At 55.0% G+C, this 14,194-nt stretch carries 10 protein-coding genes; 4 read left to right on the forward strand and 6 right to left on the reverse strand.

Annotation, left to right across the window (positions count from 1 at the left end):
• Positions 1 to 8: 8 nt before the first annotated feature.
• Positions 9 to 1,058, reverse strand: coding sequence for a CoA ester lyase (locus WC184_08695; protein ID MFA7477960.1), 1,050 nt, complete (start codon positions 1,056 to 1,058; stop codon positions 9 to 11).
• A 97-nt stretch (positions 1,059 to 1,155) separates the two neighbouring features.
• Here WC184_08695 and WC184_08700 point away from each other — a divergent pair, with 97 nt between their 5' ends.
• The gene (locus tag WC184_08700; GenBank protein ID MFA7477961.1) at positions 1,156 to 1,650 is read left to right on the forward strand and encodes a hypothetical protein; all 495 of its coding nucleotides are present in this window, start codon (positions 1,156 to 1,158) and stop codon (positions 1,648 to 1,650) included.
• Positions 1,651 to 1,748: 98 nt separating this feature from the next.
• Here WC184_08700 and WC184_08705 read toward each other — a convergent pair whose 3' ends face one another.
• Positions 1,749 to 3,146 (reverse strand): class II fumarate hydratase, encoded by a 1,398-nt coding sequence (locus tag WC184_08705; protein MFA7477962.1) that lies wholly within the window; start codon positions 3,144 to 3,146, stop codon positions 1,749 to 1,751.
• 151 nt (positions 3,147 to 3,297) lie between these two features.
• Here WC184_08705 and WC184_08710 point away from each other — a divergent pair, with 151 nt between their 5' ends.
• Together WC184_08710 and WC184_08715 are read left to right on the forward strand one after the other, a co-directional pair.
• Complete coding sequence (locus tag WC184_08710) at positions 3,298 to 4,941, forward strand: fumarate hydratase (protein ID MFA7477963.1); 1,644 nt, start codon at positions 3,298 to 3,300, stop codon at positions 4,939 to 4,941.
• 38 nt (positions 4,942 to 4,979) lie between these two features.
• Positions 4,980 to 6,131: a hypothetical protein gene (locus tag WC184_08715; GenBank protein ID MFA7477964.1), complete on the forward strand. Its 1,152-nt coding sequence runs from the start codon at positions 4,980 to 4,982 to the stop codon at positions 6,129 to 6,131.
• Between the two features lie 59 nt (positions 6,132 to 6,190).
• Here the strand turns inward: WC184_08715 and WC184_08720 are convergent, their stop codons facing one another.
• The 4 genes from WC184_08720 to WC184_08735 form a co-directional block, all read right to left on the reverse strand.
• The gene (locus WC184_08720) at positions 6,191 to 7,798 is read right to left on the reverse strand and encodes an ABC-F family ATP-binding cassette domain-containing protein (GenBank protein MFA7477965.1); all 1,608 of its coding nucleotides are present in this window, start codon (positions 7,796 to 7,798) and stop codon (positions 6,191 to 6,193) included.
• Positions 7,799 to 7,869: 71 nt separating this feature from the next.
• Positions 7,870 to 9,405 carry an AMP-binding protein gene (locus WC184_08725; GenBank protein MFA7477966.1) on the reverse strand — a complete coding sequence of 512 codons (1,536 nt, stop codon included), beginning with the start codon at positions 9,403 to 9,405 and terminating at the stop codon, positions 7,870 to 7,872.
• Between the two features lie 80 nt (positions 9,406 to 9,485).
• On the reverse strand, positions 9,486 to 10,457 hold the full coding sequence (locus WC184_08730; protein ID MFA7477967.1) for a D-isomer specific 2-hydroxyacid dehydrogenase family protein: 972 nt from the start codon (positions 10,455 to 10,457) through the stop codon (positions 9,486 to 9,488).
• 70 nt (positions 10,458 to 10,527) lie between these two features.
• The gene (locus WC184_08735; protein MFA7477968.1) at positions 10,528 to 12,312 is read right to left on the reverse strand and encodes an ABC transporter substrate-binding protein; all 1,785 of its coding nucleotides are present in this window, start codon (positions 12,310 to 12,312) and stop codon (positions 10,528 to 10,530) included.
• 200 nt (positions 12,313 to 12,512) lie between these two features.
• Here WC184_08735 and WC184_08740 point away from each other — a divergent pair, with 200 nt between their 5' ends.
• On the forward strand, positions 12,513 to 14,015 hold the full coding sequence (locus WC184_08740; protein ID MFA7477969.1) for an NAD(P)/FAD-dependent oxidoreductase: 1,503 nt from the start codon (positions 12,513 to 12,515) through the stop codon (positions 14,013 to 14,015).
• Positions 14,016 to 14,194 lie beyond the last annotated feature (179 nt).

Raw genomic sequence — 14,194 nt, forward strand, 5'->3', positions numbered from 1 at the left:
TGGATCTCCTAGAAACCGTAAAGCTCGGCTAGCTCGGGGTCACGTTCGGCCAGTTCTTTGGCCAAATCGAGCACCACGTGACACTGCTTGACTGAAGCATCATCTTCCATCTTCCCATCGAGCATGACAGCACCGGTACCGTCACCCATAGCTTCAATTACCCGCTGGGCGTGCTCAACCTCGGCGGCATCGGGACTGAAAACCTTCTTGGCGATACCAATCTGAACCGGATGCAAACTCCATGCCCCCACACAGCCCAACAGGTAGGCGTTGCGGAACTGGTCTTCGCAGCCCACGGTGTCAGAAATGTCGCCAAAAGGCCCGTAGAAAGGCAAGATGCCGTGCGCGGCACAAGCATCAACCATGCGAGCAATAGTGAAATGCCATAGGTCTTGTTGGAAAGTTGCCCGGGGAGCGTCAGCATCATCTGGATTGGCATCTTCACGGACCAAATAACCGGGGTGGCCACCACCCACCCGAGTAGTTTTCATGCGCCGGTTGGCAGCCAAGTCAGCCGGGCCAAGCGACATGCCCTGCATCCGAGGAGAAGCGCCACAGATTTCCTCGATATTGTTCATGCCCCGAGCAGTTTCCAAAATGGCATGCACCAAGATCGGGCGGGTTAGCCCAGCCTTAGCTTCAAGCTGCGCCAAGAGTCGGTCGATGTAGTGAATGTCTTCGGCACCCTCCACCTTGGGCACCATGATCACATCAATTTTGTCGCCAATTTCAGAAACAATCGCCGTCAGGTCGTCAAGCACCCAAGGCGAGTCGAGCGAGTTAATTCTGGTCCAAAGCTGAGTATCGGTTCGATCCCAAGCCTTGCCAACCTCTAGCAAGCCCGCACGCGCTGCTTCTTTGTCACTAGCCGGAACCCCGTCTTCCAGGTTCGCCAACAAAATATCCACCTGATCAGCCATATCACCGGCTTTGGCCACCATCTTCGGGTTAGCGGCAGGGAAGAAGTGAATCATCCGTGAAGGTCGGAAAGGGATCTCACGAACTGGGGTTGGCGCCCCTACTGCCAGCGGTTGAAAAAAGTCCTTGGCGCTACGCATTTAATCTCCAGTTTTGAGGTGGTTTATCACTTGACGATAGGAGTCAATCTAGTCTCGGGTCGAGTCTGAGGCGTTATGCGGACTATCTTCTTCCAATGTGAGCACCCAAGTCCCTCTTGACGTTCAGCTAAAGCCCATCGACCACGATGCCCGACCGCTTGGTGAATGGCTGACCAACTTTCCAATTGCGGCTGTCGTGTTAGACCCCTACACACACGAAAGTGCCTGGATTCTCGACACAGCCCGTCGAGTTCTAGAACATTTCCGTCCAGCCGACGTTCGCGTGACGCTAATTGTGGCGGGCGACGACGAGGAAGCCAAAGCGTTTTTAGGTCCGATCACCAAAGAATTCTTTGTGCTGTGTGACCCCGACCGTGCCTTTGTGAAAGCTGCTGAACTGGAATCATTGCCAGCGCTGATTCACGTGGCCCAAGAAGGTTCCATCGTTGGCAAAGCCGAAGGTTGGAATCCACTTGAGTGGCGTGACGTGACCAAACGGTTGGCATTGCGCTTGCACTGGAGCGCACCGCATGTACCGGGTGGCTCTGACCCCCGCCCCTACCCGGGCAGCCCAGCTCTGGCCGAAACCTAAACCAGCTTAACGCCAAGCCGGTTTGTACATAGGCCGGCTGGAACCTAGGCGCGTAACACCACGCCAAACCTAGGCCAGCCAGCCCAATAGCCTAAGGGCTACTTGATAATCCCGCCCTTGGTCATGGAAATGACGTCGAGGGCTTTGTCCAGCTCTTCGTTGGTGAGCAGCTCACGTTCCAACACGATGTCGCGGATGCTCTTGCCAGTGGCCGTAGATTCTTTAATCACTTCGGCGGCACGCTCGTACCCAATGTAAGGGTTCAGCGAAGTACCGATCGAAGGTGACGATTCGGCATACGTGCGGCATTGCTCGACATTGGCCTCGATACCGTCAATCATGCGGGTTGCAAACACCTTGGCCACATTGGCCAGTAGACGGCCCGATTCCAACATGTTGCGCGCCATCATCGGCAAATAAACGTTCAACTCGAAGTTGCCTTGTGAACCGCCAAAGGCCACCGCGGCGTCGTTCCCAATCACCTGGGCCCCTACCTGGGTCACCGCTTCGGCAATAACAGGGTTCACCTTGCCGGGCATGATAGAAGAGCCTGGTTGCAGATCGGGGATATGAATTTCGCTAAGACCGGTGCGCGGTCCCGACCCCATCCAGCGCAGATCGTTGGCAATCTTGATGAAAGCCACGGCCGCCGCCCGATATTGTCCCGATACCTCAACCAAAGCATCGCGGGCGCTCTGGGCCGCGAAAGCATCGGGGGCTGGCGATAGGGGCAAGTTGGTGCGCTGCGCCAAACGCTCAATGACAGCTGCACCAAAACCATGTGGAGCGTTAATTCCGGTACCGACCGCCGTGCCGCCAAGAGGCAACCTGCCTACTCGCGCCGCCGAAGACTCCAAACGCTCGATGGCTTCTTCCACCTGTGCGGCAAACCCGCCGAACTCCTGGCCAAGTGTCACCGGAGTGGCGTCCATTAGGTGAGTACGGCCCGACTTCACCACCGCGGCGAACTCTTCCGCTTTGTTCCGTAGGCTTCCCGCCAGCTGCGCAAAAGCTGGAATCACTTCATTCAAAACAGCTTCCGTGACCGCCACATGGATGGCCGAGGGGAAAACATCATTCGAAGATTGGCTGGCATTTACATGGTCATTCGGATGAACGGTACCCTCACCAAGCACCTCGTTGGCTAGATGTGCAATGACCTCGTTGGTGTTCATGTTCGACGAGGTGCCCGAACCGGTTTGGAAAACATCAATGGGGAACTGGTCGTGCCACGCCCCATCCACGATGGCATTGGCAGCCTCGCTAATGGCGTCGGCGATCTCGTTCGTAACGCTTGGCACCTCGTCGCTTGCTGCGTTCACCACCGCCGCTTCGGCCTTGATCATGGCCAAAGCCCGAATCAAGCCGGGATCGATGGTTAAACCTGAGATGGGAAAGTTCTCAACAGCGCGTTGAGTTTGAGCGGCCCATTTAGCTTCGATCGGAACCTTTACCTCGCCCATCGAATCGTGTTCGATACGCCACTGGTCACTCATCGGCCGCTCCTTAGCAGTTCGGGTTATTCAATATTTCGAGCCTAGCGACCGCCCGAGTCGCTGACGCATCGTTTCCGCCTTAAGTCACAATAAGTTGATTCTGGTGGCTTTCCAGTGGCCACAACGCGGCACCTTAAGTACCGTTTCTACTGTGAGCGATTTCATTTACACCGACTTGCTACCCACCGCACCAGCCGAAACAAACTTCCGGTTGCTAAGCACCGAAGGCGTTCGAACCATCGAGGCGGCCGGGCGCACTTTCTTAGAAGTTGACCCCGAAGCAATCCGTCTTTTGGCAGCCACGGCGATGAAAGACATCGCCCACCTATTGCGGCCCGACCATCTTGGTCAGCTGGCCTCGATTTTGGACGACCCAGAAGCCTCAGCCAACGACCGTTTTGTGGCGCTTGACCTGCTAAAGAACGCCAACATTGCAGCGGGCGGAATTTTGCCCTCGTGTCAAGACACCGGCACCGCCATCATCATGGGCAAGAAGGGCGAGCTGGTGCTAACTGGGGGCCAAGATGAACAAGCCATCGCCCACGGTGTGTACGACACTTACACCCGCTCCAATCTGCGCTACTCGCAGATGGCACCCCTCACCATGTGGGAAGAGAAAAACACGGGTACTAACCTGCCAGCACAAATTGAGATTTACTCTACCGCTGGCAATGAATACGAATTTTTATTTGTGGCAAAAGGTGGCGGTTCGGCCAACAAAAGCTTTCTATACCAAGAAACCAAAGCCCTACTAAACCCCACTAAACTACTGGCCTTTTTAGACGAACAAATTCGCAATCTGGGTACGGCCGCTTGCCCGCCATACCACCTCGCCGTAGTTATTGGCGGAACTTCCGCCGAAGCTGTGATGAAGACCGCCAAGCTAGCCTCGGCTCACTACCTCGACACCCTGCCGACCAGTGGCAGCGACCTTGGCCACGGTTTCCGTGACCTTGAATTCGAAGCCGAGATTCTGCGCCTTAGCCAAGAAACCGGGATCGGTGCCCAATTCGGCGGCAAGTATTTCTGCCACGACGTACGGGTGATTCGCTTGCCACGCCACGGAGCTTCCTTACCCATTGGCCTCGCCGTGTCTTGCTCGGCTGACCGACAAGCCATCGGCAAAATCACCGCCGAAGGGGTGTTCCTCGAACAACTTGAAACTAACCCGGCACAGTACTTGCCGGAAGTCACCGACGATCATCTAGAGGGCACCGATGTGGTGCAGATCGACTTAAACCAGCCCATGGATGCCATTCGAGCCGAGCTCTCCAAGTACCCGGTGAAGACCCGCCTCTCGTTGTCGGGACCTATGGTGGTGGCGCGCGACATCGCACACGCCAAAATTCAAGAGCGTTTAGATGCGGGCGAAGAAATGCCCCAATACTTGCGTGACCATATGGTTTATTACGCTGGCCCGGCCAAAACCCCCGAAGGTTACGCCTCGGGCTCATTCGGTCCAACCACAGCCGGACGCATGGACGCCTACGTCGATAGCTTCCAAGCCGCCGGAGGAAGCTTTGTGATGTTAGCCAAAGGAAACCGCTCGAAAGCCGTCACCGACGCCTGCAAACGCCACGGTGGTTTCTACCTCGGCTCTATCGGTGGACCAGCGGCACGACTAGCCAAAGACTGCATCACCAAAATTGAGACCCTTGAATACCCTGAGCTGGGCATGGAAGCGGTATGGCGCATCGAAGTTAAAGACTTCCCAGCCTTCATAGTGGTAGACGACAAAGGGAACGACTTTTTCGCTTCGCTCCGACGAGGGGTCGACATCGGCGTGAAGCGCTAAGCACTAGAATTTCTTACTTATCAGGAAGAGAGGTTGACATGGATCTACCTACCCAAGCCGACATCGACACAATCACCAGCCTGAATCAGGCCGGGCCTGCCGTTTCTCTCTACATGCCCACCCACCGAAGCGGTCCTGGCGTCGACGGCGACGCTAAACGCTGGAAGAATCTGGTCAACGCCGCTGATGCGGGCCTTACCCAAACCGGCCTGCGACGCCCCGACATTGATGCCCTATTAGGGCCTGCCCGCGCACTTCAAAACTCCACCATGGAATGGCAATACATGGGCGATGGGCTGGCCATGTTCCTACGTCCGGGCTGGGAAAAAACTCTAAGAATGCCCCTCCAAGTTCCTGAAATCGCGGCGGTTGGCGACAAGGTGGTCGTTAGCCCACTTTTGCGTTATGTGACCACCGATGATCGTTTCTTGGTACTCACTGTTAGCCAGCGTTTGGTACGGGTTTTAGCGGGTACCGGCCACGGTTTAGAGCAAGTCATTCTAGATGACATTCCCACTAGTCTGCGTGAGGTAATTGAGCCGCCGGAACCACGTTCTGACACCATGACGCGCCCGGTTTCAGGTGGGCGTGCCCGGGCTGTTTTCTATGGACACGGCGCAGCCGATGATGACTTTAAGAAAGACCAAATCCAACAATTCCTCGACATTGTGGCCCATGGTCTGGCCAAGTTTTTGGTTGATCAAGACCTGCCCGTAGTGCTGGTTGGCTTGCCGCGAATGGTGGGCGCATATCGAGCAGAGAACACCTATGCCAAAGTGTTAGCCGACACCGTCCAAAGCAATCCCGACCCGATGTCTGAGGAAGAAATTCATGCCGCTGTTTGGCCCATCATCGAGAAGTATCTTGAGGAAGAACGCCAAGGCGCGATCAACCGTTTCGATGAGTTGAACGGTACCGGCAAGACAGCAGTCGATGCTCACGAGGTTGAAGCGGCCGCCGCTGAAGGCCGTGTTGACACCCTATTTCTTTCCGTTGAGCCATCATGTTGGGATTCGGTAAACGTAAAGGGCACACCCATGGTCGTTCTCGGCACTGAAAACGAATTTTCAGCTTGCGAGGCCCTTGATGCCGCCGCCGTAAACACGCTCGCCCACGGTGGCGACGTCTATTCGCTGCCATCACATGCTGTCCCCGGCCGTCGCGCGATGTCGGCGATCTTGCGTTACTGAATCAACGGTCGCGGGCTCAGTTTGTCGACGGTGTGAGACCATCGTCGGCGCCAGAAGTGTTAGGCCAGTTCCACCAGCTCGATTAGTTCTTCGTTCCAATAATCGAGCTGGGCTTCTGGCATCATTAGTACCCGCTGCGGTGCCAATTCACGCACAAACTCGGCGTCGTGACTCACGATAATCATAGTTCCCGGCCATGCAGCCAAGGCATTGGCAGTAGCTATCCGTGAGGTTGGATCAAGGTTGTTGGTAGGTTCGTCAAGCAGCAGCACGTTGTGCCGCCCAGCCACTAACTGCGCCAGTGCAAGCTTCGTTTTTTCACCGCCCGATAAGGTGCCAGCATCTTGAAAGACCTTGTCACCCGAAAGGCCAAACATACCTAGCAGTCGGCGTAGTTGTTCATCGTCCAGGCCTGCTTGTTCACGCATATGGTCAAGTAGCGTGCGACCAGCCTCGATGCCCTCGTGCTCTTGGGCGTAATACCCAACTGAGACGTTGTGACCCCATTCGAAACTTCCCAAATCTGGTTCAATAACACCCGCCAAGATTCGCAACAAGCTGGTTTTACCAGCCCCGTTAAGGCCCATCACCAAAATACGCTCACCACGACCTAGATCGAAGGTGACATCGATAAAGACGGTCAGGTCGTCGTACGATTTCGCCAGATCGTTGGCAACCAACACCGTGCGTCCAGCTGGCGGTGGCACCGGAAAGTCGAAGTCTAAAACCCGTCGTTTCTGCGGTCCTTCTACCCGCTGCGTTTCAAGTTTGGCCACTCTGGTATCAAGCGACTTGGCCGTGCGCGCCCGTTTGGTGGACTGATAACGCATCTTGTCGGCCAAGGTGGAAAGCCTCTTGATCTCGGCTTCCTGGCGAGCAGCAACCTTAGCTAAACGCTCTTCGTCTTTCTCCCTAGCCGAGAGATACTGCGAATAGGTGCCTTTATATTCCACCAGCTTGCCCAGCGTGTCTTCGCCTTCACGGTCAAGGTGAAGCACTTTGGTTATGGCTTCGTCCAACAAGTCGAGGTCGTGGCTGATTACCAGCAAAGCCCCCGAATAAGACCGTAGGAAATCGAGCAGCCATTCTTTGGCGTCGTGATCAAGGTGGTTGGTGGGCTCATCCAGCAGCAATACGTCACTGCCAGCAAAAAGTATTCGGGTGAGTTCAACCCGACGACGTTGACCACCTGAGAGTGCACTGAGCGGTAAATCCAAACGGTCGGTTTCAAGGCCCAACCCGGCCGCTAAACGCTTGGCTTCTGCTTCAGCGGCGTAGCCACCTTCTTGGGCGAAGCGTTCTTCCAAACGGCTGTAACGAGCCACGTTAGCTTCACTCGGATTCTCGGCAATTTGAAGCCGTGCCTTCTCCAAGCGCAGCAACATTTGGTCAAAACCGCGGCCCGACAGGACATGGGTGATGGCCAAAGTCGCCGGATCGGTCTGGTCGGTACGAGGATCTTGGGAGAGATAGCCAAGGCCACCAACAATTTTTACCGAGCCCGCCTTAGGCGGAATATCGCCGCCAATAGTACGAAACAAACTGGTTTTGCCAGCACCGTTTCGACCTACTAGGCCAACTTTGTCTTTGGCACGAACCTCGAAAGAAACACCTTCGCTAAGAAGCTTTCCTCCTATCTCAACCGAGACGTCACTAACGCGAATCACCCTCTAAGCTTGGCAGCTAAGAGGGTGAATGCGAATTTCCGAAGTGTGATTATTGGCTCTTGAACCTTGAGCTAGTTAACCAGGCGATCTCGCCCCGCCCAATAGGGTTCACGCAGCTTGAACTTCTGCAGCTTGCCGGTGGCAGTGCGGGCCAACTCGTCACGAAACTCAACCGAAGTTGGGCACTTGTAATGTGCCAAACGTTCTCGACAATGTTCAATAAGATCGCGCTCGGTAGCCGTGGCACCTGCTGAGAGCACCACTAAAGCCTTAACGGTTTCGCCCCATTTTTCATCAGGGACTCCGATTACGGCCACTTCCGCTACCGCAGGATGTGAAAACAGGGCGTCTTCCACCTCGACCGACGCGACGTTCTCACCCCCAGAGACAATGACGTCTTTCTTGCGATCAGAAATATTCAGATATCCATCGTCATCGATGAAGCCGCCGTCACCAGTATGAAACCAGCCATCCACAATGGCAGCCGCGGTAGCTTCAGGCTGTTCCCAATAACCTTCCAAGCAGTGGTTCGAACGGGCCAACACTTCACCATCAGGCGCAATATCCAGCTGCGTTCCAATGACCGGACTGCCAGCGCGCATTAGTTTCTTGGCGGCTTCTTCGGTGCTTAGGTCATCCCATTCTTGGCGCATCCGGTTCACGGTTAGCACCGGAGAAGTCTCGGTTAAGCCGTAGATTTGGGTGAATTCCCAGCCCAGCTCGGTAATAACTCGTTCAATGGTTCGTGAGGGTGGCGGGGCACCGGCCACCACAATTCGCACCCGGTCGCGACCCGGAATTGGCCCATCCCAACTGGCGGCTGCTTCCAACACCGCGGCCACCACCGCCGGAGCGCCACAAAGGACAGTCACCTGGTGCTCTTCGATGCGACGCAAAATCTCATTGCCATCGACCTTGCGCAGCACAATCTGGTTCACGCCCATACCAGTTGTAGCAAAGGGCATTCCCCAGCCATTCACATGGAACATTGGCAGGGTGTGAAGGTAAACGTCACGATCGTTGATACCCAAGTGCCAACCAAAAATCGAGGCGTTGATCCACATGTTGCGATGGGTGAGCTGCACGCCTTTGGGCCGAGCGGTGGTACCGCTGGTGTAGTTAATAAAGGCAGTTGCGTCCTCGTCGGCTTCCCACGCTTTAGGAGTTTCACCAAAGCGGAAGAGTGTTTCGTCAGATTCGGCACCGATAACGAAACGGTGCGGTGCCTTCACGTTAGCAAGGGCGTCTTCTAGCTCTGGGTCGATAAGCAGCACCGAAGCCCCACAATGGCCAACGATGTACTTAACTTCGGCCGCGCTCAACCGGAAATTCACGGGAACCAAAATGCGACCGTAACCAGCCGCCCCGTAGAAAGCAGTCAGGAGTCGAGCCGAGTTGTGCGACACGACCGCCACTCGTTCGCCAACACCAACACCCAAAGCGTCGAGGCCAGCTGCGAAGGCTCGAGCATGCTCCCCCAGCTGAGCAAAGGTAAGTGAGCCCAACGACTTGGCCGGTTGCTGGTCTTCATCGACCACCGCAACACGATCGGGATAGATCGCCTCGGCACGATCTAGGAAATCTTTGATACTAAGTGCAACCTTCAATGGGCCCCCTTAAAGCGGTGTGGTGCCACCCGAACTGTGACAGGTTTCACGTGACCTTAACGGACCATTGGCTTTTATCGCTAATAGCCCCACTCCAAAAATACCTCACCCAGTAGGGGCTGCTGGCTGGCGAAACGCTGAACGTTCTCTCGTACACGTTCAGCCAATAATGGGATTCCCATGGCTGGGGTGTTGGCAGTGTGTGGCGTGATCAGACAATTTGGCAATGACCACAGGGCATGACCTTCAGGTAGTGGCTCAGGCTCGGTGACATCAAGGGCTGCGCCACCGATTTTGTTTTCACGCAACGCTGCCACCAAGGCGTCGGTATCGATGTGGCGACCTCGGGCGACGTTCACTAGCCAAGAGTGCTCGGGCATCAGAGCTAGTTCTTCAGCTCCGATAATGCCTTCGGTTTCGGGCGTTAATGCCAATGCCAATACCACCACATCGGCATCAATGAGGGCTTCGTTCAAACGTTCACCACGAAGGGTACGAGCAACACCGGCAATCGGTTCGGGTTGGCGACGAACCACGGTGATTTGGGTATCGAAAGGCTGCAGCAGCTTGATTAACTCGCGGGTAATCTCGCCACCGCCAAGAATCGTAACGTTAGCTTCAAAAAGATTGATGCCTACACCCCGGCCCCACTTGGTTTGACGGGCATAACCGATGATGTTTCGCATGCCGCCCAGCATCATGGCCAAGGCGTGTTCGGCCACCGGTCGGGCATAAACGCCCTTACCACACGTCCAGGTGTATTTCGGATTGAGGTGGTGAGCGAAGTTTTCGATGCCCGCGAAAGGCAGCTGAACCCATAACAGATTAGGTGCTTGTGAAAGGTATTCCTCCATCGCGGCCACATTGGCAGCGTCGGCCCAGATCAGGGCTTCGGCTTCTTCGATTGGCACCAAGGTACCGCCAGCATCTTCTACTGCTTCTCGTAACGATTCGAAGCGACCCGAGTCAGGAGCGACACAAACTTTGGCCGCGCCCCCGCTGGCTCGTCGTGATTCGTGTTTAGCGGTACTAGTAGCTGTATTTTTAGCCATGTAGCTAGCTTGCCACGCCCAAGTGGTCTTTAGGTCGCAACAAGCTAGAAGCTACAACTACAGCGGACTGTTACTTAGCAACAAACACCTGGTGGAAACGCATATGGCCTTCCGGGGTACCGTTACCGGGCGAACCACTCGGAAGCACCCAATCAGTTAGCCCATGGATGTTGTCCACATAGCCAACCACGCGTGGGGTCGGCGATCCCCAAATGATGGGCACTTGCTCGGCCAGGATCATGCCGATCTCTTCCACTACTTCGTAGCGCTTGGCGAAGTCAGTGTTGCTGGCAAGTTCTTCCATCAGACGATCGATTTCAGGGTCGACGTAGTTGGTGATGTTGCCAGGCGTAGTTTCCACCGGACCAAAATAGGAACGCAAACGAGTGAGTGGATCTTCAAAGCCGCCACCGGCGTACGTACAGCTGATGGTGTATTCGCCACGGAATGGCGGATTTTGGTCAGCGGAGCCAACCATGCGTTGCACCAGCACCGTTTCTTCAACCTGTTTCACATCAAGGTCGACGCCAACCTCGCCCCATAATGACTGCCAAAGCACGCTCAGCTGAATTTGGCTGGGGTCAGTTGGGCAGATGTATTCCACGTTGATGCTCGAACCAACCGCTTTCCCATCGGAGCGGTTGGGGTCGGCCTTATATTCATCAACTAGAGCCCTGGCGGCCTCAAGGTCGCGACCCCCAGCTTCGGGGTAGGCGTCGTTCACTTTTTGTGAGAACCAAGGACTGTCTTTCGAAAAGAGGCCGAAAGCCGGATCGCTTAAGCCATCGTCACCAAGAACCTTTTGCACAGCGTTGGCATCACTGGAATACGCGAGAGCCTGGCGAATACGCACATCGTCTAGCGGTGGCACCAAGGTATTGAGGTTTGAAGCAGCGAAACTGCTGCCAACGTACAAGCTGCTGGAATAGCCGCCCTTGTCGGCTAAAGCCAACACTTCCTTCACCTTAGAACCGCGGAAAGACTGCATCATTTGCAGGTCACCAGCGGCTAAGCCCTGCACCCGCGAGTCTTCGTCGGGGATAGGCCGGAAAGTGACCTGGTCAAGATATGGAAGCTGATCGCCGTTCGGGGCTTTCAACCAATAGTTTTCGTTGCGAACCACGGTCGAGTGGTCGTCACGGGTCCATTCCTTCATAACGAAAGGACCAGTACCAACAGGACTTGAACCGAAACCTTCCGGGTCAGCCTCATAAGCTTCCCGCGAAACCGGCCACCCCGCAGCGTTACGCAACAGGTCAGGGAAAGCAGCGTTTGGAGCATTCAAGGTGTACTTAACAGTGAGAGGATCGACAACTTCGATGCCCGTAACACCGGCGGTTTTCAGCGTGCCATAGGTGAGGGTGCCCTCAGTGAAGTGCAAAGTATCGAAGTTCCATTTCACCGTTTCGGCATCAAGTGGCGTGCCGTCAGCGAAGGTGATGCCTTCTCGAAGCTTCAGCGTCCACTCGGTGACATCATCGTTGGCCTCAAGCTCTTCGGCTAGGAAGCCTTCAAATTCACCGTTGGCATTTACCTGAACCAATGGATCGTAAATGGCTAGCGCTACCGAAAGACCCGCCGAGCCCATGCTTCCCGCGCCTGGCGTCCAAGTTGGTACTTCCGCGGCCAAACCAACGGTTATAGAACCACCGTAGACAGGTGCCGTGGGGTCTTCATCGCTGCCGTCGCCATTGTCGCCGTTTGAACCACTGTTGCCGTTCGAGCCTTGCGATGAATCACCGTTGTTAGCGCTATTGCCGTTCTCGTTGGAATCGTTGCCGCAAGCGCTGGCCACTAAAACCAACGCCAACATAGCGGCGATCAGGCCGAGCCACGGCCTGGTTCGTAACTTCACTAAATTGTCCCCCTCAGGAAATTAACACAGTAAAACTGCCGTAGACCTGCTACAACGTGGCACCGTAGCCAAGAATCTGGCTTCAGCGCCAAACGGAATTTGAGCCCCGAAAGACGATGTGGCAGATTTCACAGACTACTTTGCAGGGCTTCATCTGCCATAAGTATGCTGGCAATAAATCTATTTTGGGGGACTATTTCATGACGCTTCTCGAGTCTCGAGCACATGGCTCGGATCGCAAGCTCACACATGTAGATGTGCTAATTGTAGGTGCCGGAATTTCAGGCCTTGGGGCTGCCTACCACCTTCTCGATCAAATGCCCGAGAAATCATTCGCCATTTTGGAAGCCAAAGACGACTTCGGTGGAACCTGGCGAACGCACCGCTACCCCGGTATTCGATCTGACAGTTCTCTATACACATTGGGTTACCGTTTTAAGCCTTGGTTGAAAAACCCCATTGCTTCAGCCGAACAGATTCTCACCTATCTTGATGAGGTAATTGAAGAGAACAAACTCGACGAGTACATCCATTATTCGCATCGAATTGAAGGCGCTTCGTGGTCTAGTGACGACCAGCGCTGGACCATTTCAGCCAACAACACCAAGACCAACGAATCGGTGAATTTCACTGCCAATTTCGTGTGGATGTGCCAGGGCTATTACAACCACGACCAGCCGTACACACCCGAGTGGGAAGGCATGGATCGCTTCAGTGGACAGATCGTGCATCCACAGCTTTGGCCCGACGACATTGATCTATCGGGTAAGAAGGTGGTGGTGATTGGCTCGGGTGCCACCGCCGCCACATTGGTGCCCAACATTGCCGATGATTGTGCCCATGTGACCATGCTGCAACGTTCACCAACCTTCTTTTCGGCCGGGCCTAATCGCAATGAACTGGCCGACAGCCTGCGTGAACTAGATATTCCTGAAGAGTGGATTCATGAAATTGTGCGGCGTAAAGGAATTCACGATTCAGATGTGTTTCAGAAGATGGCTAAAGAGCAGCCCGAAGCGGTTCGCCAGCAGTTACTAGAAGCCGCTCGGGCACAGCTGCCGGACGATGTTGATGTTGATAAGCATTTCAATCCGTCGTACCGGCCGTGGCAGCAGCGTTTAGCGTTGATCCCCGACGGCGATTTGTTTAAGACCATCAGCGAAGGCAAAGCGTCGGTCGTGACTGATCAGATTAAACATTTTGATGAGACCGGTATTGCTTTGGAATCTGGTGATCATTTAGAGGCCGACGTGATTATTACCGCCACCGGCTTTGATTTGTTGGTGTTAGGCGGCGTTCAGTTCGAGGTAGATGGAAACAAGGTGGACCTAGCCGACACGGTTACTTACCGAGGCATTATGTTTACCGGTCTACCCAACCTGGCCTATGTGTTTGGCTATTTCCGGTCCAGTTGGACATTGCGTGCCGACATAATTTCCGATTTCGTGTGTCGCTTGTTCCGCCACATGGAAGCCAAAGGTGCCACGGCCGTGGTACCAGCGTTACGGGAACATGAGCGGGAGATGAAACTTGGGCCTTGGGTCGATCCTGAAAATTTCAATCCCGGTTACCTCACCCGCTCGATGCACCTCATGGCCCGTCAAGGTGAACACCAACCGTGGATCATGATGCACGAGTACGTTGCGGAACGCGAGGTGCTAGCTAACGCCGATCTCGACGACGGCACATTGTTGTATAGCTAGTTGGGCTGCATAGCTGGCCTGGTTGTGTGGCCAGTTGGGCCAGTTGGGCCAGTTAGCCGGCTTTTTGGTGGGGTTCTGGTGGGTGTTCGCCTGGTGGGTGGGGTTGGTTGGGTTTATACCATTTGTGTTTGGTTCGGTGGTGGGTGGGGCAGAGTAGTTGTCCGTTTTGGTGGTTGGTG

It is taken from the genome of Acidimicrobiia bacterium (assembly GCA_041676705.1).
GTDB lineage: Bacteria > Actinomycetota > Acidimicrobiia > Acidimicrobiales > SKKL01 > Actinomarinicola.